Source organism: Pandoraea oxalativorans, from assembly GCF_000972785.3.
Classification (GTDB): domain Bacteria; phylum Pseudomonadota; class Gammaproteobacteria; order Burkholderiales; family Burkholderiaceae; genus Pandoraea; species Pandoraea oxalativorans.
The window spans coordinates 4,117,648-4,138,356 of record NZ_CP011253.3 but is presented as its reverse complement, the minus strand read 5'-3'; the positions used below and the strand labels follow the sequence as shown (position 1 = coordinate 4,138,356).

At 64.1% G+C, this 20,709-nt stretch carries 18 protein-coding genes; 11 read left to right on the top strand and 7 right to left on the bottom strand.

Going from position 1 to position 20,709, the window contains the following annotated elements; translation table 11 throughout:
- Positions 1–188: 188 nt before the first annotated feature.
- Complete coding sequence (dacB, locus tag MB84_RS18195) at positions 189–1,664, bottom strand: D-alanyl-D-alanine carboxypeptidase/D-alanyl-D-alanine endopeptidase (RefSeq protein WP_245725403.1); 1,476 nt, start codon at positions 1,662–1,664, stop codon at positions 189–191.
- Positions 1,665–2,087: 423 nt separating this feature from the next.
- Between dacB and MB84_RS18190 the strand changes: the two genes are divergently transcribed.
- Both MB84_RS18190 and MB84_RS18185 read left to right on the top strand, forming a co-directional pair.
- The gene (locus tag MB84_RS18190; protein ID WP_046292779.1) at positions 2,088–2,792 is read left to right on the top strand and encodes a response regulator; all 705 of its coding nucleotides are present in this window, start codon (positions 2,088–2,090) and stop codon (positions 2,790–2,792) included.
- Positions 2,792–4,201, top strand: coding sequence for an ATP-binding protein (locus tag MB84_RS18185; protein WP_046292778.1), 1,410 nt, complete (start codon positions 2,792–2,794; stop codon positions 4,199–4,201). Before MB84_RS18190 ends, MB84_RS18185 begins: the two co-directional genes overlap by 1 nt.
- Positions 4,202–4,270: 69 nt before the next feature.
- Here MB84_RS18185 and MB84_RS18180 read toward each other — a convergent pair whose 3' ends face one another.
- Complete coding sequence (locus MB84_RS18180; RefSeq protein WP_052652557.1) at positions 4,271–4,705, bottom strand: hypothetical protein; 435 nt, start codon at positions 4,703–4,705, stop codon at positions 4,271–4,273.
- Positions 4,706–5,025: 320 nt separating this feature from the next.
- Between MB84_RS18180 and MB84_RS18175 the strand changes: the two genes are divergently transcribed.
- Positions 5,026–6,582: a DegQ family serine endoprotease gene (locus tag MB84_RS18175; RefSeq protein ID WP_046292777.1), complete on the top strand. Its 1,557-nt coding sequence runs from the start codon at positions 5,026–5,028 to the stop codon at positions 6,580–6,582.
- A gap of 123 nt (positions 6,583–6,705) precedes the next feature.
- The gene (locus MB84_RS18170) at positions 6,706–7,155 is read left to right on the top strand and encodes a hypothetical protein (RefSeq protein ID WP_046292776.1); all 450 of its coding nucleotides are present in this window, start codon (positions 6,706–6,708) and stop codon (positions 7,153–7,155) included.
- A 202-nt stretch (positions 7,156–7,357) separates the two neighbouring features.
- Here the strand turns inward: MB84_RS18170 and MB84_RS18165 are convergent, their stop codons facing one another.
- A complete protein-coding gene (locus tag MB84_RS18165) occupies positions 7,358–8,389 on the bottom strand; it encodes an XdhC family protein (RefSeq protein ID WP_046292775.1) in 1,032 nt (343 codons plus the stop codon).
- 369 nt (positions 8,390–8,758) lie between these two features.
- Here MB84_RS18165 and MB84_RS18160 point away from each other — a divergent pair, with 369 nt between their 5' ends.
- From MB84_RS18160 to MB84_RS18140, 5 genes are all read left to right on the top strand, one after another.
- Positions 8,759–9,376 (top strand): SRPBCC family protein, encoded by a 618-nt coding sequence (locus MB84_RS18160; RefSeq protein ID WP_052652555.1) that lies wholly within the window; start codon positions 8,759–8,761, stop codon positions 9,374–9,376.
- The gene (locus MB84_RS18155; RefSeq protein WP_084009856.1) at positions 9,366–9,899 is read left to right on the top strand and encodes a LysR family transcriptional regulator; all 534 of its coding nucleotides are present in this window, start codon (positions 9,366–9,368) and stop codon (positions 9,897–9,899) included. The genes MB84_RS18160 and MB84_RS18155 overlap by 11 nt, the downstream gene beginning before the upstream one ends.
- 256 nt (positions 9,900–10,155) lie before the next feature.
- Complete coding sequence (locus MB84_RS18150) at positions 10,156–10,782, top strand: cytochrome b/b6 domain-containing protein (protein ID WP_046293967.1); 627 nt, start codon at positions 10,156–10,158, stop codon at positions 10,780–10,782.
- 49 nt (positions 10,783–10,831) lie between these two features.
- Complete coding sequence (locus MB84_RS18145; protein ID WP_157122783.1) at positions 10,832–11,650, top strand: molybdopterin-dependent oxidoreductase; 819 nt, start codon at positions 10,832–10,834, stop codon at positions 11,648–11,650.
- Between the two features lie 109 nt (positions 11,651–11,759).
- Positions 11,760–12,044 (top strand): hypothetical protein, encoded by a 285-nt coding sequence (locus MB84_RS18140; protein WP_046292773.1) that lies wholly within the window; start codon positions 11,760–11,762, stop codon positions 12,042–12,044.
- Between the two features lie 99 nt (positions 12,045–12,143).
- Here the strand turns inward: MB84_RS18140 and modC are convergent, their stop codons facing one another.
- The 4 genes from modC to MB84_RS18120 form a co-directional block, all read right to left on the bottom strand.
- Positions 12,144–13,250 (bottom strand): molybdenum ABC transporter ATP-binding protein, encoded by a 1,107-nt coding sequence (gene modC, locus MB84_RS18135; protein ID WP_046292772.1) that lies wholly within the window; start codon positions 13,248–13,250, stop codon positions 12,144–12,146.
- Positions 13,240–13,938: a molybdate ABC transporter permease subunit gene (gene modB, locus MB84_RS18130; RefSeq protein WP_046293965.1), complete on the bottom strand. Its 699-nt coding sequence runs from the start codon at positions 13,936–13,938 to the stop codon at positions 13,240–13,242. The genes modC and modB overlap by 11 nt, the downstream gene beginning before the upstream one ends.
- Positions 13,939–13,953: 15 nt before the next feature.
- On the bottom strand, positions 13,954–14,775 hold the full coding sequence (modA, locus tag MB84_RS18125) for a molybdate ABC transporter substrate-binding protein (protein WP_245725401.1): 822 nt from the start codon (positions 14,773–14,775) through the stop codon (positions 13,954–13,956).
- A gap of 351 nt (positions 14,776–15,126) precedes the next feature.
- Positions 15,127–15,783 carry a TetR family transcriptional regulator gene (locus MB84_RS18120; protein ID WP_046292770.1) on the bottom strand — a complete coding sequence of 219 codons (657 nt, stop codon included), beginning with the start codon at positions 15,781–15,783 and terminating at the stop codon, positions 15,127–15,129.
- A gap of 489 nt (positions 15,784–16,272) precedes the next feature.
- Here MB84_RS18120 and MB84_RS18115 point away from each other — a divergent pair, with 489 nt between their 5' ends.
- A complete protein-coding gene (locus tag MB84_RS18115) occupies positions 16,273–17,514 on the top strand; it encodes an efflux RND transporter periplasmic adaptor subunit (protein ID WP_046292769.1) in 1,242 nt (413 codons plus the stop codon).
- Positions 17,515–17,529: 15 nt separating this feature from the next.
- Positions 17,530–20,709 carry an efflux RND transporter permease subunit gene (locus MB84_RS18110; RefSeq protein ID WP_046292768.1) on the top strand — a complete coding sequence of 1,060 codons (3,180 nt, stop codon included), beginning with the start codon at positions 17,530–17,532 and terminating at the stop codon, positions 20,707–20,709.

The window sequence follows — 20,709 nt, the reverse complement described above, 5'->3', positions numbered from 1 at the left end:
CTTCTTGTGGCACGGCCGGTGCAGGTGACACCGATGGAACGTCTATTCTGACGCGAATCGCCCCCGGTGGCGCTGTCGTTAGAGGGAAACGTCAAGTGCCGCGTCGGGCCTCGCTTCTACGCCGATGCCCTACGACAGCACGACGAAAGCAGGAGGCAAGCAGGAGGCAAGCCCGACGCCAGCCCCACTCAAGGGGCGTTTTCGTACACCCACGAAATCAGCGCATCGTTGAACGGACGCGCGTTGCTGGCCTTCGGATCGTTGATCAGCGAGACCACGACGTAGGTGCTGCCCGAGCGCGTCGCAACGTAGCCCGCGACGGCCCCTACGTCGTCGAGCGTTCCCGTCTTGATGTGTGCGTTGCCCGCGACGTCACGATTGGACAGACGATTGCGCATGGTGCCGTCGACGCCGACCGTCGGCATCGATTCGATGAGCACCTGTCCGGTCGGGCTATTGATGCCGTGTTGCAGCAGCCGCGCCAGTTCCGAGGCGCTGATGCGTTCCACGCGCGACAAACCGGAACCGTTCTCCACGACGAGGCCCGGTGTCGCGAGATCGTTCTTCTCGAGCCAGCGCGTGAGCACTTCACGCGAGCGCGCGATGCTCGCCGGCGTTTTCCCGTCGGCGGCCAATCCCAGCGTGAGGAACAACTGACGCGCCATCACGTTGTTGCTGAACTTGTTCATGTCGTGCACGACTTCGGCCAGCGTTTGACCGCGATGCGTGACGAGCAGGCGCGCCCCTGGCGGCACGACGCCCGTGCGCACGTTCCCCGTGAACTGGCCGCCCGACGCCTGCCACAGCGCACGGAAGCCGCCAAGGAAGAAGCGGTCACGATCCGGCGCGGCGATGTTCCATCCCTTGTCTTCGCACGACGCCGGATACGTTCCCGAGAAGTGCGCCACGTAGGCGCCGTCGGGTGTCGTGCTCAGTGTGGGATGAATCCGTGTGAGCCAGTCGCCGCAATTGCCCGAGGGCGTCGACGACATTTCGTTCGCGACCTGCAGGTTCGCGAGCGGCGGCAGCACGCCGACATCCACCGTGCCGTTCGGATTGCCGGTGAAGCTGAAGGACATCGCCTTGAACGAGTACAGCAGCGGATCCGGCGCGACGTTGTAGGGCCGGTCGCTGTCGCCGTCGATGGGCCCTTGCGCGCCGATGTCCGTGCTATACGCCGAGCGGTCGAGCACGATGTCGCCGTTGATGTTCGTCACGCCCGCGTTGCGCAGCTCAGCGACGAATTTCTCCATCTCTTCCGGCACCAGCTTCGGATCGCCGGTGCCTTTGAAGTAGAGATTGCCGTTGAGCGTACGACCGTCGGACGTACCGTCGGTGAAGGCTTGCGTGCGCCACCGGTAGTCGGGGCCAAGCGTGTCGAGCGCGGCAATCGTCGTGACGAGTTTCATCGTCGATGCAGGATTGCGCGGCACGTTCGGATTCACGGCGAGCAGCGGTGCAGGCACCGCGCCGCGCGTTTGCAGCGGGTTGTCCACTTTCGCGACGATCACGCTCACGTGCGACGCGGGTACCTTGCTCGCCGCCAGCGCGCGGGCCAGCGGTTGCGGCAACGGCGTGGCGTGCGGCGCCGTCACCGGCACCTTCGGCATTTTGCGCGTCGTCTGCTTTTCGGATTTTGCCTGCACGGGCACGCTTGCCAGCATGGCAATGGCCAGCACCGCGCCACAGGCGCGCGCGACGTTAGACCTCGGGGAAACGACGGCGCGGGACGAAAGTGAGGGAAGCGACGGAAGCGACGAAAGCGATGGGGAACTGAGGCGATGCTGTGCGTCGGACGCGTGACGAAGGGAATGCAAAGGGCGGCGGGGCAGGCGTAGCAAACGCATGACGGGCGGAGTTCTCCAGTGTTGCGCGCTGCGAAACCCCACAGCGCGGTGCGATGCGTGCCATTGTAAGTCCGACGTGCAACGAACTGTCGCTACAATGAGTCGAATTCCGGTGAGTGTCACTCGAAGGCAACATTGAGCGATCCCTCCCGACGCGCGCTGCGTCGGGCAAATCGGTGGACGCCCAACGCTTGCGACCGATGTCGGACATGCCGGGCAAGCCTCAACCGGTACCCAACCATGCGAATTTTGTTGGTGGAAGACGATGCGATGATCGCCACGGCCGTCATGAAAGGTCTGCGCCAGGACGGCTGGACCGTCGACCATGTCGGCGATGGGCAGCGTGCGCTCGACGCGCTCGCCGTGGAATCGTACGACGCGCTGCTGCTCGACCTGGGGCTGCCGCGTCGCGACGGCATCGACGTGCTGCGCACACTGCGCGGGCGCGGTCAGACACTGCCGGTGCTCATTGCCACCGCGCGCGACGCCGTGGCGGACCGCGTCAAGGGGCTGGATGCCGGTGCCGACGACTACCTCGTCAAACCCTTCGATCTCGACGAACTCGCAGCGCGGCTGCGCGCGTTGGTCCGGCGTCAGGCCGGACGCAGCGAACCGTTACTGCGTCATGGCGGTATCGTGCTCGACCCGGCAACGCGTCAGATTACCTGCGACGGCGCGCCCGTCATGCTCTCGGCACGCGAGTACGCCGTGCTCGAAGCGTTGCTCAACCGTCCCGGGGCCGTGCTATCCAAGTCGCAGCTCGAAGAGCGCATCTATGGCTGGGGCGAGGAAGTGGCGAGCAACGCCGTCGAAGTCCACATTCACGGGTTGCGCAAGAAACTCGGCGCGGATGCGATCCGCACGGTGCGTGGTGTCGGCTACATGATGCCCGCGCAGACGAGCGAGACCCCGAACGGTGGACCATCGGCGTCGGAGGCGAACTGATGCGCTCGATTCGTCGCCGTCTGCTCTTCGGTTTGCTCATTACGCTGGCGATTGCGCTGGTGCTCGCGGGCATCGCCATCTTCCGTCAGGCACGCACCGAAGCCAACGAGTTGTTCGATTTCCAGTTGCAGCAGATGGCGTTGTCGCTGCCTGCCGAATCGTTCTCCAGCGTGCCCGGCGAGCACAACGACACCGAAGGTCTCGTCATCCAGATCTGGAGCCAGAACGGCGTGGAGTTGTACTACTCGCACCCGCGCACGCCGTTGCCGCCGCGTGCCGAACTCGGCTTCACCACTGTGCAGACGCCCGTCGGCGACTGGCGCGTCTACGCGGCGCGCGTAGGCGATAACGTCGTGCAACTCGCGCAGCCGATGGTGATCCGTGACTCGCTCGCGGTGTCGATGGCATTGCGCACGCTACTGCCGCTGGTCGTCGCGATGCCGCTGCTCGGCTTGCTCGTGTGGATTGTCGTGGGACGTGGGTTGAGGCCGTTGCGTCGTGTGACGAAGGCGCTCGATGCGCGTGCGCCGGGTGCATTGGAGGCGTTCCCCGAAGCCGGTCTGCCGGACGAGGTGCGCCCGCTGGTGCGTGCGCTCAACAGCTTGCTCGGTCGGCTCGATGACGCACTGGTTCAGCAAAAGGCATTCGTGGCAGACGCTGCACATGAGTTGCGTACGCCGCTCGCCGCTTTGCAGCTTCAGGTGCAGTTGCTCGAACGCGCGCACAGCGATGCCGAGCGTGCCGAGGCCATGCGCGACTTGCGTGAGGGCGTGCGTCGTGCGTCGCACATGGTGGCGCAGTTGCTCACGCTGGCGCGCCAGGAGCCGGATGCCGCACGCGCGGCTGCGGCGTTCACCGACTTGCCGTTGGCACCGTTGTTGCAGGACGTGGTGGCGCACCATGCGGCGCTGGCCGTCGCACGGGGGATCGATCTGGGACTGGACGCGCCTGACGCGCTGGCGCAGATCGGTCGAGTGCGCGGCGATACGAACGCGTTACAGACGCTCTTCGGCAACCTCGTCGACAACGCGCTGAAATACACACCGCGGGGCGGACACGTGGATGTGCGTCTGATCTCGGCGATGCCATCTCCGGTCGTCGAGATCGAAGACACCGGCCCGGGTATTGCACCGGCCGAGCGCGAGCGCGTGTTCGATCGATTCTTCCGTGGCGGCGCGGCCGCGATGGATGGCACGGTGCCGTCCGATGCCTCGGGCCAGCACCCGGCGCACGCGGCAAGCGAGCCGGACGCGCCGCGTGCGCAAGGCAGCGGTCTGGGTCTCGCCATCGTGCGCAACATCGCGCAGACGCACGGCGCGCAGGTGGAATTGCTCGATGCGCGCAACGGTCACGGATTGCGCGTGCGTGTGAGTTTCGGCGGCGCGACCTCGGTGCCCCCGGCGCTGTGATCTCGCGCGTCTCGCATCTTGCGGTGCCGACGCTCGCGTCGACACCGCATTGGCGACGGACCGCGCCAATCATCCGCGCGTCACGCTCGTGACTTTGTCGTTTTCAATCGTGAGCGTACGGCGCTCCGGACGGTGATCGCGCGTCATCGGCATGGTCTTGCCGTCCTGCATGCCGATGCGCCACGGGCACCCTTGCAGCATCGACCTGGCTTCCGTGAGCGACTTGCCGACGATGGCCTGATCGGACGGCGCATCCTTCGAACATTCGCTGTTCTGGCTCTGCATTTGTCCGGACGTCGGCCCTTGTGCGGGTGTCGAGTCGGCCGGGCCCTGCGTACCCACACCATTGCCCGATGCGGCCTGCACAGACATCGTCAGTGTCAGACAGAGAAACGTACCGGCTGCGCCGATCCAGCGTGACGCACGGCGTGTGTGGTGACGGGGCTCGGAGGGTTGGGAGGGCGCGGACGCTTCGGAGGTGCCCAACATATCGGTCTTGCGCATCGTGATTCTCCTGTCGATGAAAAGGCGCGGCGCAAAATTGCACCACCCAGCCACCGTAGACAGCGGCACCCGACGTACGCAAGTCGAACAACGCGAGGTGCGCTTTCAAACGTCTGCCGCCGTAACGCATAGCCATCACTGTCGCGCTGATTCGTCTTCGATGAATGACATTTCGGCGTCGACGCTTTTTCGTCGAGTGGTGTCGTTGCCGTCTAGAAGTCTCCCGAGTGCTTCTTCAAGTTTCGTCTTAAGGTTCTCTTAAGGGAGCCTCTCTACGATGACAGTCATGTTCAAACGTGGTCGTCGGTAAGGAGAGACTCATGCAGACTTCGAAGCTCACTCGTACGTTGGTTGCCGGTGCCGTGCTCGTCGCCCTGACGGGCGGCTATGTGGCCGGTCGTCAGCACTGGCAGACGCCTCTGACCTCGGAAATGGTCAGCGACGCGAGCGCTGCAAGCTCCCCGGCTACGACCCCGGTCGCCGCCCAAAATAGCCCGAATACCGCGCCCCGCATGCTGGTGCCGGACTTCTCGCAACTGGCGGAACAATACGGACCGGCCGTAGTCAACATCAGTGTGACGCACGATGGGAAACCTTCGGCGCAACGCGGCGCGGCTGCAAATCAGTCGAATCAGCTCCCGCCGGGCATGGATCCGAGCGATCCGCTGTTCCAGTTCTTCCGCCACTTCTACGGCGCGCCGCGTAACGACGGCGGCGACGGCGGCGACGGTGGCGACGACGGCAGCAGCGGGCCGACGCGCAGCCTCGGCTCGGGCTTCATCGTGAGCCCGGACGGCTACATCCTCACCAACGCCCACGTCGTCGACGACGCGAGTCAGGTGACGGTAAAGCTCACCGACAAGCGCGAGTACAAAGCGAAGGTCGTGGGCAGCGACAAGACGAGCGACGTAGCGTTGCTGAAGATTGCCGCCACGGATTTGCCGACGGTGAAGATCGGCGATCCGTCGAAGTCGAAGGCGGGTGAGTGGGTTGTTGCCATCGGTTCGCCGTACGGCTTCGACAACACGGTGACGGCGGGTATCGTGTCGGCGAAAGCGCGTGCGTTGCCCGACGAGAATTACACACCGTTCATCCAGACCGACGTGCCGGTCAACCCGGGTAATTCGGGTGGACCGCTGTTCAACCTGAACGGTGAGGTCATCGGCATCAACTCGATGATCTATTCGCGTACCGGCGGATTCCAGGGCTTGTCGTTCGCGATTCCGATCGACATGGCGATGAAGGTCAAGGGGCAGCTTCAGCAGTACGGCAAGGTGAGTCGCGGTCGTATCGGTGTGGCGATTCAGGAAGTGAATCAGTCGCTGGCGAAATCGTTCGGCCTGCCCAAGCCTACCGGTGCGTTGGTGTCGTCGATTGACAAGAACGGCCCGGCGGCGAAGTCGGATCTGAAGGCGGGCGACGTGATTCTGGCCGTCAACGGCGCGACCATCGAGGATTCGGTCCAGTTGCCGGAGAAGATTGCGGATATGCGTCCGGGACAGACGGCTACGCTTACCGTGTGGCGTAACGGCGCGAAGCAGGACGTCTCGGTCAAGATTGCTGCGCTCAGCGACAAGAAGGACGTGGCGAGTGCCGACGATTCTGCGACGCACGGTCGTCTGGGCCTGGCGGTTCGCGAACTGTCGCCGCAGGAAAAGCAGGCGGCGCAGGTGACGAACGGTCTGCTGGTCGCACGTGCAGGTGGTCCGGCGGAGCAGGCCGGTGTGGAGGCGGGCGACATCATTCTGTCGCTCAACGGCACGCCGGTGACAAGCGCCGCGCAACTGAGCGAGAAGCTCAAGAAGGCGGGCAATAATGTCGCGTTGCTCGTGCAGCGCGACGGGCAACAGATTTTCATCCCGGTCGATCTCGGCTAAGCCTCTGAGCATCAACACAGGCCCCGGGAAAGACGCCAAGGGATGCCACGCACTACCCGGGTACCGGCGGCAGCGCTGTCGGTACGAACCGCATCGCTTAAGTCATGCAAGGGGAGGTTGAATATGTGGCAACGACAATGGCAACGCTGGTCGGTGGCAGCCGCCACGGCCGCAGCACTGACGGGCAGTCTGGGCGGCATTTCCGTCGCGCATGCACAGGGCGGTACATTGCCCCCGACGATGCAGCAGGGCAACGTGACGTATGTGTCCGGTGGCATCGACAGCGACGAATCGGGCACGTTCAAGCGCGAAGCGTCGCGTTGGCCGCTGTCCATCACGATGGCTGCACGCGGCAATGGCGCGAACGAATACATTGCCGACGCACAGGTGCAGATCATGCATGGCGGCACGACGGTGCTCGATACTCGCGCGAAAGGGCCGTACATGCTGGTGAAGTTGCCCGACGGCGACTACACCGTGAAGGTGACGTACGAGGGCAAACCCATGACGAAGGATGTGAAGGTTTCCGCCAAGGGCCACGCCGTCGCATCGTTTCTGTGGCCGCACGAATGATGTGCCGATCGGTCGGGCGAATGTAGCGCCACGGATGTTCGATGCGTAAGTGGAGGTTACCCAGGCAGTACCAGGCAGTACCACTCTGCAACGAGTGAGCGAGTTGCGCCGCCATGTTCTTCATGGCGGCGCTTTTTTTTCGGCGTCGCTTTCGGCGTCGTTTTCGGCGTTGGAAAGGGGCGGGGCGCGAGGTGCCGAGCGCTCAGGCGGCGCTGGGGCACGCGGTGGCAGCGGGGGGGCCGTCTGCCCCGTCTGCCGCACTGTCGGTACGCAAGGCAAACGTCTGCGTGACGGCGATGCCGTTTTTGATCGCGGTCATCTCGGCAAGAATCGCCACGGCGATTTCGGCAGGCGTGCGCGCACCGAGATGCATGCCGACGGGGCCATGCAGCCGCTCGATCTCCGTCGTGCTCAGATCGAACAGCGAGAGCCGCTCGCGACGCCGCGCATTGTTCACACGCGAGCCGATCGCACCGATGTAGAAGGCGGGCGATTTGAGCGCTTCGAGCAGCGCCATGTCGTCGAGCTTCGGATCGTGCGTGAGCGTGAGCACGGCGCTGTGGGAATCGAGTTGCAGACGGACGATGAGATCGTCCGGCATCTCGCGCGAGAGTTCGGTGCCCTCGACCTGCCATTCGTCCGCATACTCGCTGCGCGGGTCGCACACGATCACGTGATAGTCAAGCGCGCACGCCATGCTCGCCACATATTTCGAGAGCTGCCCCGCACCGATCACCACCAGACGACGGCGCGGCCCATGCGATGTGATCAGACGCTCGCCGTCGAATTCCACGGGCGGTGTGTGGTGTCCCGGCGCCATACGGACCGCGCCGGTCTTCATATCCAATTCGCGCACGACGAGCCGGAACTGACCGATGCTGTCGAGCAGTTCGGGAATGCGCGACGTCTCACGCACGGGTTCGAGCACCAGTTGCAGCGTGCCGCCACACGGCAGCCCGAAGCGATGCGCTTGCTCGGCGGTGACGCCATAGCTGGTGATTTGGGGACGGTCCTGCGGCCAGTCGCCGGCGCGAATACGCGCGACGAGGTCGTCTTCGACGCAGCCGCCGGACACGGAGCCGACGAGATGACCGTCTTCGCGGATCGCGAGCATCGAGCCGACGGGACGCGGGGCGGAGCCCCAGGTGCGCACAACGGTGCCCAGCGTGACGAAAAAGCCCGCGCGCGTCCACTGCACGGCGGACTTCAGCACTTCCAGATCGACACTGTCCATAGCACTTTCCTTCGCCAATATGCGAGCGGCCGACCACTTGCCAGCGGGACACTGGCTGCCGATGGCTCTGTTACTGCGCCGCTCGATGTGATGCGGCGAAGTATATCGCGCCTTGGCTCGCGCTGTATTTCGGCGGATACTCCGGTCGGACGGAGTTCCGGTGAGGGTCGACGTGTGGCGGATCGACATCGCCACCCCGAGGAGACGATGCTGCGGCCGTGATCTGACGAGCGGTTACTCGTGTCACAATAGTTCGATGTTCGAGACAACGCCGCAATGCCGCAATATCCGTACGTCGCCACGTTGCGATGCTGCCATGCCACCTGAGGGAGGGACGTCCTTCGGGCGCAGACGCTAAGGAGAGAGGCAATGGAACTACAGAACAGTCGACAGTTACCCGTCGCGCGCGACGTCGCGTGGATCGCGCTCAACGACCCGGGCGTGTTGCAGGGATGTATTCCCGGATGCGAGTCGATCGAGCGCGTGGACGATACGACGTGGACCCTCGCAATCGCAGCGACACTCGGCCCCGTCGGCGGACGTTGGACCGGGCGCATCAAGCTCACCGACGTCATCGCGCCGACCTCGTACACACTGCATTTCGACGGGATCGGCTCGTCGGCGGGCCTCACGCGCGGTCAGGCCGCCGTCACGCTGCAACCGCAAGGACCGATGACCACATTGATGACTTACGACCTGAAGGCGCAGTTCGGCGCCGAGTACGCCAGGCTCGATACGCCGGAGGTCGACGGGGCGGCCGCCGCGCTCGCCAACGAATTCTTCCGACGCCTGACGGCAGCCATCGCACCGCACCACAAGCTGAACGATCCCATTGCCGCCGACGGCGAAGTGGCCGCCGCGCTGGCCACCGACGCCGCGGTGCGCGACATGCCTTCGACGCGGGGCAAGCTCTCGCGCTGGTGGCCATGGGCCGTGGCGCTGCTGATTCTGATCTTTATCGTCATGTGGGGCAACCATGCCAGTTGAGCGCCGTCAGGGCAAATCTGCGACGGCTGAGGTGTCACCCTCGCCACCACCGCCACGGCAGGAAGACGCTCAGCGCGACGCGCTTGCGCGCGAGTTGCTGGCGACGGCCGAAGCGCTCGAAGCGGCTGGCAAGGAGCCGGTGTCGCCGGGCGTGGCAGGGTACGACGTGCGTGTGCGCATTCGCGACGGCGAGACGCCGGTGTTTGGCCCGGGGCGTCTCACACTGCTGCGCGCCATCGATGCGACCGGGTCGATCTCGGCAGCGGCACGTCGTATGAACATGTCGTACCGCCGCGCATGGCTGCTCGTCGAAGCGATGAACCACGAATTTCGCGAGCCGCTCGTCACGCGCCACATCGGTGGCGTCTCGGGTGGCGGGGCACAGTTGACGCCGTTCGCACAGAACCTCGTCGCGCATTACGACACCCTCATCAAGGAAATCCGCTCACTGCTCGACGCCCACGTGCCGACCTTCGACGCGTATCTCAAAGAAGGCAACGCCGTCGACCCGGACGACGAGTGAGCCGCTCCTGAAGGCACCGGACGTCCATCGCGTCCTGGGCCGCAGGACCGTCGTCCCGGCCCGCTTCCCACGATTGCCCTGCTGAGCTGCCGGGCGCGGCAACACCGCAACACGGGAACACCGTTTGGCACCCGGTATTCCCCCTTGCGCCGTTCGTCACGAAAAAGTTAATTCTTCGTGAGGACTTCGTCACCGGCACGCGGCGACACTGACTCCATCGAACAACACTTCTGCGATGGAGACCGCGATGACCACGATGACGAAGTCGGTGCCCCCTGCGGCACAGCCTCCGGTGCGTCCCGCTACGGTTCAGCCCTGGTGGCTGCGCGTGACGCACTGGCTCAACGTGCTGGCCGTCGTCGCGATGGTCATGAGCGGCTGGCGCATCTATAACGCTTCGCCGATTTTCCCCTTCCGCTTTCCGAACGAGATCACGCTCGGCGGTTGGCTCGGCGGCGCGTTGCAGTGGCACTTCGCCGCCATGTGGCTGCTGGTTGCCAACGGTCTGATCTATCTAACGACGAACGCCGCAAGCGGCCGCTTCTCGCGTCGCTTTTTCCCGCTGACGCCGCGCGGTGTCGTGCGCGACCTCTTCGCGGCACTGCGCGGTCGGCTCACGCATGACGATCCCCGTCACTACAACCAGGTGCAACGCGCCGCCTATCTGTTCGCCGTGCTCGACCTGGTGTTGCTCGTCGCGTCGGGGCTGGCGGTATGGAAGCCCGTGCAACTCGGTTGGTTGTGCACGCTGTTCGGCGGCTTTCAGGGCGCACGCCTCGTTCACTTCATCGCGATGGCCGGCCTCGTGGGCTTCGTCGTCGTCCACGTGGCGATGGTGGCTTTGGTGCCCCGCACGCTGCGCACCATGATTACCGGACGCTGAGCGGGCGCTGCCCCTGTTCATCGAACGCCGACACCAAGGAAGCTCCGCCATGACGCACGAACGCAAGTCCTCGATCCTGATGTCCGACGCCCCGGTCGTGCGCGACGGCGAGGCGATTCTTCACGAAGCCCGTGCGCCGATGGCACGTCGCGTGTCCGAGCCGTCGCGCCGCGCGTTTCTCACACGGACGTTGTCGCTCGGCGGCGTCGCGCTGCTCTCCGGCTGTTCGCTCGACGACAACGCCAGCGTGGAGTCGGCGCTGACCAGGATCTCGCGCTGGAACGATCGCGTGCAGGCTGCGCTGTTCCGAAAGAGCGTGCTGGCCCCGACGTTCCCGGCCTCGGCCATCACGCGTCCGTTTCCGTTCAACGCGTTCTACACGATGGACGAGGCGCCCGTGGTCGACGAAGCCGAGTACCGGCTGGAGTTGTCCGGTCTGATTGCCGACAAAGCGCCGTGGCGGCTCGACGCCTTGCGCGACTTCGCCGCGCCGCGCGCGGCCGAACAGATCACGCGTCACGTGTGCGTGGAAGGGTGGAGCGCTATTGGACGCTGGGGCGGCGTGACGTTCGCCGACTTCCTGCGCCGCATCGGCGCGGACACCTCGGCGAAGTACGTCGGCTTCAAGTGTGCGGACGACTACTACACCAGCATCGACATGCCCACGGCGTTGCATCCGCAGACGCTGCTGGCGCTTACCTACGACGGCCAGACGCTGCCGCGGAAGTACGGCTTCCCCATGAAGCTGCGCATTCCGACCAAGCTCGGCTACAAGAATCCCAAGCACATTCGCGCGATCTACGTGACGAACACGTACTCGGGCGGGTATTGGGAGGACCAGGGATACAACTGGTTCGGCGGCAGTTGATGCGATGGCCGGGACGCTCGATTCGCTTCCCGGCTGCGTAGCGCTGCACGATTTACGGGACGGACAGGAAACGTCTCACTGGAAATTTCTCACTCTTGGAGCAAACGCAATGAAGACACGATATCTGGCAGTGATCGCAATGGGTCTGGCACTTGGCACGGGTGCCGCATTTGCACAGGACGCCATGGGCAAGGGCGACGCGATGGGCAAAGGAGACGCCATGGCCAAGCACGACGCGATGAGCAAGGGCGACGCAATGGGCAAGGGTGACGCCATGAAGAAGGGCGACGCGATGGGCAAGGGCGACGCCATGAAGAAGGGCGACGCAATGGGTAAGGGCGACGCCATGAAGAAGGGCGATGCGATGGGCAAGGGCGACGCGATGAGCAAGTAATCGCTTCCCAAAGCGAAAATAGCGACAAGGCGTCGCAGCGGTTTCCGTTGCGACGCCTTGTCCTTTTTCAAGAGGCGCGAGCGCGTTTCCAGTGCAACGCTAGCGTGTCAGCGCCACCGATTTGATCAGCAGGTACACGTCACGTCCCGGCGCGAGTTGCAGTTGATCCGCAGAGAAGCGTGTGATGCGCGCGCGAAGCACGGTATTTGCAGCGTCGCCGCAGAGCGTGGCACCGACCTCGACCGAGTCGCCAAGGTCGCGCAGCGTTGAGACGCGTGCGCGAAGCACGTTAAGCACGCTCGTGTCGACAGGGGCGGACGTCGCGACGGCCACATCGCGTTCGCGCACGAGAATGCGGCAGGCGTCTCCCGCCTCGCCACCCGCGCGGGCAACGCGCAACCGGATCGTGTCGCTGCCATTCACGGCAAGCTCCGTCAGACCGTATTGCGCGTCGTGAGCGACGATGCGCGTCTCAAGTACCGTGCCCGGAGTATCGATCGTGCCGTCGAGGGCGTCGCGATGCAGATTGAGCACATCGGCAGGTGCGCCCTGCGAAATCGTGCGTCCTTCCCTGAACAGCACCACCTGATCGGCCAGTCGCATGACCTCGTCCAGCGCGTGCGTGACATACAGCACCGGCAGCTTCAGTTCGTGACGAATGCGGTTCAGATAGTCGAGGACCTCCAGACGCCTGGCATGATCGAGCGAGGCCAGTGGCTCGTCCATGAGAAGCATGCGCGGGCACGACAGCAGCGCGCGGCCAATGCCCACCCGCTGCTTCTCGCCGCCCGAGAGCGCGCCCGGACGACGCTCGAGCAAGTGGCCGAGGTTCAGCACTTCGACGACGTGTTCGAGGGCGATTGCACCGCTACCTGCCGCAGCGACATCGCGACGTCGCAACCAGCGGCCAAAGAGCAGGTTCTGGCGCACGGTGAAATGCGGCAGCAGACGTGCGTCCTGAAACACGTAGCCGATGCGGCGACGCCAGGTCGGCAGTGCGATACCGGCGGCGCTGTCGAAGAGCACGTCATCGCCCACGACGATGCGCCCGGCGTCGGGTTTGAGCAGGCCGGAGACGGCGTTGACCACCGTGCTCTTGCCGCTGCCGGAGGGACCGAACAGGGCGGTCACGCCCATGCCTGCCGCAAACCCGGCGTCGAGTACGAAGCTGCCGAAGCGGTGTTGGAGGCGAACTTCAACCGTCATGACCCATCGCCTTGCGATTGCCGAAGCGAATCGACACTTCGGAGAAGATGAGCGTGGCGACGGCCAGTACGACCGAAATCGCGCACATGCGCCAGACCATCGCGTCGCCGTCAGGGACTTGTGTGGCCGTGTAAATCGCCAGCGGCAGCGTCTGCGTCTGTCCGGGAATGTTCGAGACGAAGGTGATCGTCGCGCCGAATTCGCCCAGAGCACGCGCAAAGGCCAGTACGAAACCGTGCAGCACGCCGGTCGCGGTGAGCGGCAGCGTCACGGTGAGAAAGGTGAGCCAGGGGCCCGCACCGAGCGTCTGAGCGGCCTGCTCGAGCTTCGTGTCGGACGATTCCAGCGCTTGCCGGATCGCGCGTACGAGCAGCGGAAAACCCATCACACCGGCCGCAAGCGCAGCGCCCGTCCAGCGAAAAGCGAAGGTGAAGTCGAACCACTCACGCAGCAGCTTGCCGATCGCGCCCTGCGCACCGAACAGAACGAGCAGCGCGAAGCCCACGACCACCGGTGGCAGTACGAGCGGTAAATGCAGGATGGCATCGAGCAACGCCTTGCCGGGGAATTTCCGGCGGGCGAGCAGCCAGGCGGCTGCGTAGGCCAGGGGCAGGCTGCAAAGCGTGCCCCACAGACCTACGCGCAGGCTAAGCTCGACGATGCCCCATTCTTCTGTGGTGAGGCCCATGTCGACCATGCCGAATTAAGGACGGCTGAAGCCGAAACGCTGGAAGGTGGCCTGTGCCGTCGGCGTTTGCAGGAATTTGAAGAACGGATCGGCGTCGGCGCGGTTGGCCTGCTTCGTCACGGCCACCGGGTAGACGATCGGTGCATGGCTGTCGGCGGGGAAGGTCCCCGCGATGCGCACGCGCTTCTCGGCGTTGGCGTCCGTCTTGTAGACGATGCCGTACGGCGCTTCGCCGCGGGCGACCAGCAGCAGTGCGTTGCGCACGTTGTCGGCGGCGGCCACCTTGCCCTGCACCTTCGACCAGATGCCGAGCTTCTCAAGCGCGGCCTTGCCATAGAGGCCAGCCGGGACGTGAGCGGGGTCGCCCATCGCGAGCTTGCCATTGCCGAGTTTGGCGTCGAGATCCGCGCCCGACTTGAGGTCGACGTCACCCGAGGTCGTGGCGGGCGCGATCAGCACCAGGTCGTTGCCGAGCAGGTTGGTGCGGGTCTTCGTGTCGATCAGGTCGTGCTTCTGCGCGTAGTCCATCCAGTCCTGATCGGCCGAGATGAAGACGTCGGCGGGGGCACCTTTCTCGATCTGGCGGGCGAGCGTCGAGCTTGCGCCGTACACGAGCACCGGCTTCTTGCCCGTCTGCCTGGTGTAGACGGCGGAAAGATCGTCGAGGGCGTCTTTCATGCTGGCGGCGGCGAACACTTGCTGGGCGGCGGCGTGGTCGGCAAACAACAGACTGGCGCCGACGGCGGCAACGCCGAGCACGCGGCCCAGCATGGCGGCAGTGGCATTCGAAGCCGGGGACGTGCGGCTAACAGTGACAGGGGGTGCGACAGCTTTCACGAAAGTGGTCTCCAGCGTGTGGTGGCAAGGCAGACTCGGCTGGCTCGGCGTTCGGCGCGCAGCGGGTGTCGGCTTATGGATACGGTCGGGCAGCGAGGCCGGACCTTCGGCTGCGCGGGGTGCACAACGCGTTGTGTAAGATTATATATAACGGTGCGGCGCTGTACAGCGATATGCCATATCACGGCACTCGAATGGCGCAGGGCGCGGCAATGCCGCGTCGCGAAACGGAGAATTCGGGACAATGTGCACGTTCGCCGGACATGGCGAACGCGAGAATTGGGCGTGACGTCCGCTAATTAATATATGTAGTAAATCGCAGGGGCCGCGAATGGGCCCCTGGGTCAAAGCTCAGACCGCCGCTGTCTGACCGCCCGGGCGCAACATCGCCGGGCTGGTGCGCAGCATGTCGAAGAAACCGTCGACCACGGCGTCGCACTCTGCGCCGAGATCGTAGTCGGGCAGGAAGAGCCAGTCCGACATCATGCCGACGACCAGCGCGTGCAGCATGATCGCCGCACGCCGCGTGTCGAGTGCTGCTGGCAACTGGCCGCGCTCGATGGCGCGTTCCATGTCGCGCGTGATGCGCTGCTTGCCGTCTGCGCAGGCTTCGCGCTGACGCTCCAGCACCGAGAGCATTTCGTTCGTGCATTCACACTTGTGGAACAGAATGTCCAGCACGCGTTGGCGGCGCTCGTTGCGTGCGGTTTCCTTGAGCACCAGCTTGCAGATCTCGTGCATGCGCTGCATCGGGTCGCCGTCTTCCGGCTCGGTGCATTCCTCGTCGATCATGCGCTCCATCGGCAAACGGATGCGATCCGTCATGGCGTTGAAGAGGTCGATCTTGTTCTTGAAGTGCCAGTAAATGGCGCCGCGCGTAAGGCTGGCGGCTTCGGCGATGTCGGCCAGCGAAGTGCGCGACACGCCTTTCTGCGCGAACACCGTCTCGGCGGTGTCCAGCAACAGATTGCGGGTCTCGATCGCTTCTTCTTTCGTTCTGCGGGCCATCGTCGTGTCACAGGGGCAGCGGAAATTTGTGAAATGTCATGTAAACCGCGCCGCACGATGGTGCGACGCAATATGATTTACATACATTCATGAATGTATCTATAATAGCAGCCGCTTGCTCTATTGCACAGGGACCATTTAAGCTGCCTCCTCCAAGGGATAACTCCCTGACCGGAGAGAGCGAATTGATGTAGCCGCGCCGCCTGATTGGGGGTTAGGTGCGTGAGTCAAGGTCGCCTGATGTCCCGGAGCCTGTTCGACGATCTCACACGAGTGCCAGCGTGCGCGGCCTGTGTCGCGCCCGGGGACGTCCTGTTGGCCCGCCCGTCCCATCCGGCGGGCCTGTCTCCGATGGCCCGCTCACCCGGGCCTTTTGGTATTTGCCGCCCGCTTTTGTGCGACGGGATTGCGGACCGGCCTTCGCCGTCGCAATCGTCGCAACGTTATTCGTCATTTTGTCTGACCGCATTCCATTTATCGGGGGCGTATATGCACGTCAAGAGAAGTTCACTGGGGATGGTCACTGCCGTCGCACTCGCGGTATTGACCCTGGCCGCGTGCGGCAAGAAGCCGCAGCAGCCGCAGGGCATGGTGCCGGAAGTCGGCGTCGTGACACTGCAACCCCAGAGCGTCACGCTGACGACCGACCTGCCAGGCCGTACCGCGCCCTACCGCGTCGCCGACGTGCGTGCGCGCGTCGACGGCATCGTGCTCAAGCGCGATTTCACCGAGGGCGGTGACGTCAAGGCTGGCCAGCGTCTGTACAACATCGATCCGGCAACGTATCAGGCCGCTTTCGAGAATGCCAAGGCAACGCTCGCGAAGGCCGTGGCGAATCAGGCGTCGACCAAGCTGCTGGCCGATCGCTACAAGCAACTGGTCGCCGTCGAAGCCGTGTCGAAGCAGGATTACGACAACGCGGTCGCCGCTGCACTGCAGGCCGACGCCGATGTGCAGGCCGGCAAGGCGGCCGTCGATACGGCGAAGATCAACCTCGGCTACACCGACGTGCCGGCCCCGATCTCGGGCCGCACCGGTCTGTCGCAAGTGACCGAAGGCGCTTACGTGCAGTCGGGCGCCGCCACGCTCATGACGACCGTGCAGCAGATCGATCCGATGTACGTGGACGTGACGCAATCGGCCGCCGACGGCCTGCGTCTGCGCCGCGCGCTGGCCGACGGCAAGCTGCAAAGCGCCGGCAAGAACGCTGCCAAGGTCGAACTGACGCTGGAAGACGGCACGAAGTACCCGCTCGAAGGCAAGCTGCAGTTCTCGGACATCACCGTCGACCAGACGACCGGCTCGGTGACCGTTCGCGCCATCTTCCCGAACCCGAACCGCGAGTTGCTGCCCGGCATGTTCGTGCACGCCAAGCTCCAGGAAGGCGTGAAGGAAGGCGGTCTGCTGGTGCCGCAACAAGGCGTGACGCGTGACCAGAAGGGTCAGCCGACGGCACTCATCGTGAACAAGGAAGGCAAGATCGAACTGCGTCAGCTCGTGACCGACCGTGCGATCGGCGACAAGTGGCTGGTGAGTTCGGGTCTCGCCGCAGGCGATCAGGTGATCGTGTCCGGTCTTCAGAAGGCGCGCCCCGGTTCGCCTGCGAAGGCAGTGCCGGCGCAGTTACCGGGTGCTCAGGCGCAACAGCCGGCGGGTGCGAGCGCACCGGCCGCTGCCAGCGCTTCGGGCGCCTCTCAGGCCGACGCCGCCTCGAGCGCCAAAGCCCAATAACGCGGAGCCTTATTCATGGCAAAGTTTTTTATCGATCGCCCGATCTTTGCTTGGGTGATCGCCATTGTCATCATGCTGGCCGGTGCGCTTTCGATTCTGAAGCTGCCGGTCTCGCAGTACCCGCCGATCGCACCGCCCTCCGTGCAGATCACCGCGACCTATCCGGGCGCTTCGGCGCAGACCGTGCAGGATACGGTCACGCAGGTGATCGAGCAGCAGATGAACGGTATCGATCACCTTGAGTACATGTCGTCGACGTCCGACGGCTCGGGTACCGCTCAGATCACGCTGACGTTCGCTCAGGGCACGAACCCGGACATCGCCCAGGTGCAGGTGCAGAACAAGCTGCAACTCGCCACGCCGCTGCTGCCGCAGCAGGTGCAACAGCAGGGTATCAAGGTGGCGAAAGCGACCAAGAACTTCTTGCTGGTGATCGGCGCGTATTCCGATGACGGCACCATGACCGACATCGACCTGGCGAACTATATTGCAGCCAACGTGCAGGATCCGATCAGCCGTGTGAACGGTGTGGGTCAGGTCCAGCTGTTCGGTTCGCAGTACGCCATGCGTGTCTGGGTCGATCCGCAGAAGCTCAACGGTTACAACCTGACCGTCATCGACGTCTCGAACGCGATTCAGTCGCAGAACGTGCAGATCTCGGCCGGTGAGCTGGGCGGCGCGCCTGCAGTGAAGGGCCAGCAGCTTAACGCGACCGTGACGGCGCAAAGCCGCCTGCAAACGCCGGAGCAGTTCCGCAAGATTCTGCTCAAGGTCAACAAGGACGGCTCGCAAGTGCGTCTGGGTGACGTGGCGCGTATTGAACTGGGTGGCGAGTCGTATCAGGTCGTGGCGCGTTACAACGCCAAGCCCGCAGCCGGTCTGGCGATTACGCTGGCCACCGGCGCGAACGCGCTGCAGACGGCCACCGCCGTCAAGCAGGCGGTCACCGAACTCGAACCGTACTTCCCGCAGGGCATGAAGGTCGACTACCCGTACGACACCACGCCGTTCGTGAAGATCTCGATCGAGGAAGTGATCAAGACCCTGATCGAAGGTATCGTGCTCGTGTTCCTCGTGATGTATCTGTTCCTGCAGAACCTGCGGGCAACGATCATCCCGACGATTGCGGTGCCGGTGGTGCTGCTCGGTACGTTCGGCATCATGGGTGCGGCAGGCTTCTCCATCAACACGCTGTCGATGTTCGGCCTCGTGCTCGCCATCGGTCTGCTCGTCGACGATGCCATTGTGGTGGTCGAAAACGTCGAGCGGGTGATGGCAGAAGAGGGGCTGAGTCCAAAAGAGGCGACGAAGAAGGCGATGGATCAGATCGTCGGCGCGCTGGTGGGCGTGGCGCTCGTGCTCTCGGCCGTGTTCGTGCCGATGGCATTCTTCGGCGGCTCGACCGGCGCCATCTATCGTCAGTTCTCGCTGACCATCGTGGCGGCCATGGCGTTGTCGGTGCTCGTGGCTATCGTGCTCACGCCGGCCATGTGCGCAACGATCCTCAAGCCGATCAAGAAGGGTGAGGTGCACGAGAAGCGCGGCTTCTTCGGCTGGTTCAACCGCAAGTTCGACAGTGGCTCGAAAGCCTATCAGGGGCAGGTGGAGCGCTTGCTCAAGCGCACCACGCCGCTCGTGATCGTCTACGTGGTGATCGTGGCGGTCGTCGGCTTCCTGTTCGTGCGCATGCCGACGGCGTTCTTGCCGGACGAAGACCAGGGTTACTTCTTCAACCTCGTGCAATTGCCGCCGGGTGCGACGCAGGAGCGTACGCTCGACGTCATGAAGCAGGTCGAGAAGCATTACCTGGAGAAGGAAAAAGACTCGGTTCGTTCGATCTTCACGGTGACGGGCTTCGGCTTTAACGGCCGTGGTCAGAACGTGGGTCTGGCGTTCACGATGATGAAGCCGTGGGAAGACCGTCAATCGTCCGACCTCAAGGTGCAGGCCGTGATTGCGCGTTCCTACCAGGCGTTCGCCAGCGTGAAGGACGCCATGATCTTCGCGATCAACCCGCCGTCGGTGCCGGAACTCGGTAACGCGGGCGGTATCGACTTCGAGTTGCAGGATCGTGCAGGTCTGGGTCACGACGCCCTGATGGCCGCCCGTAATCAGATGCTGGGCATGGCGGCGAAGAACCCCAATCTGGCGAACATGCGCCCGAACGGTCTGGACGACACGCCGCAGTACAAGGTGGACGTCGACGAAGAAAAGGCCGCTGCACTGGGTCTGTCGATTGCCGACGTGTACCAGACGTTGTCCGCATCGTGGGGCTCGTCGTACGTGAACGACTTCATCGACCGCGGTCGTGTGAAGAAGGTATACGTGATGGCGGAACCGAAGGACCGGATGCTGCCGCAGGACATCAACAAGCTCTTCGTGCGTAACAGCAGCGGGACGATGGTGCCGTTCTCCGCCTTCGCCACGGGCAAGTGGACGTATGGCTCGCCGCGTCTGGAACGCTACAACGGTGTGCCTGCCGTGGAAATTCAGGGTATGCCGGCACCGGGCAAGTCGTCGGGCGACGCGATGAAGGCAGTGGAAGAAATCGCGAAGCAACTCCCGCCGGGTATCGGTCTGGAGTGGACGGGTCTGTCGTTCGAAGAGCGTATTTCGGGCTCGCAGGCACCGGCGCTGTATGCGATCTCCATCCTGATCGTGTTCTTGTGTCTGGCCGCGTTGTACGAAAGCTGGTCGATCCCGTTCTCGGTGATTCTGGTGGTGCCGCTGGGCGTGTTGGGGGCACTGTTGGCCGCTACGTTGCGCGGGTTGTCCAACGACGTGTACTTCCAGGTGGGTCTGCTCACCACCGTGGGTCTGTCGGCGAAGAACGCGATTCTGATCGTGGAATTCGCCAAGGATCTGCAGGAGCAGGGCCGCACGCTGATGGAAGCGACGATGGAAGCCGTGCGACTGCGTCTGCGACCGATTCTGATGACGTCGATGGCGTTCATTCTCGGTGTGCTGCCGCTGGCGATCTCCAACGGTGCCGGCTCGGCGTCGCAGCACGCCATCGGTACCGGCGTGATCGGCGGTATGCTGGCCGCGACGTTCCTCGCGATCTACTACGTGCCGGTCTTCTTCGTGCTGGTGCGCAAGCGCTTCGCCCATGAGGATCTGGACACGGTGGAACATCCGGAAGCGCGTCATGAGGACCCGGACGCAACCACCGGTCCCGCCAAGGAAGGAAACTGA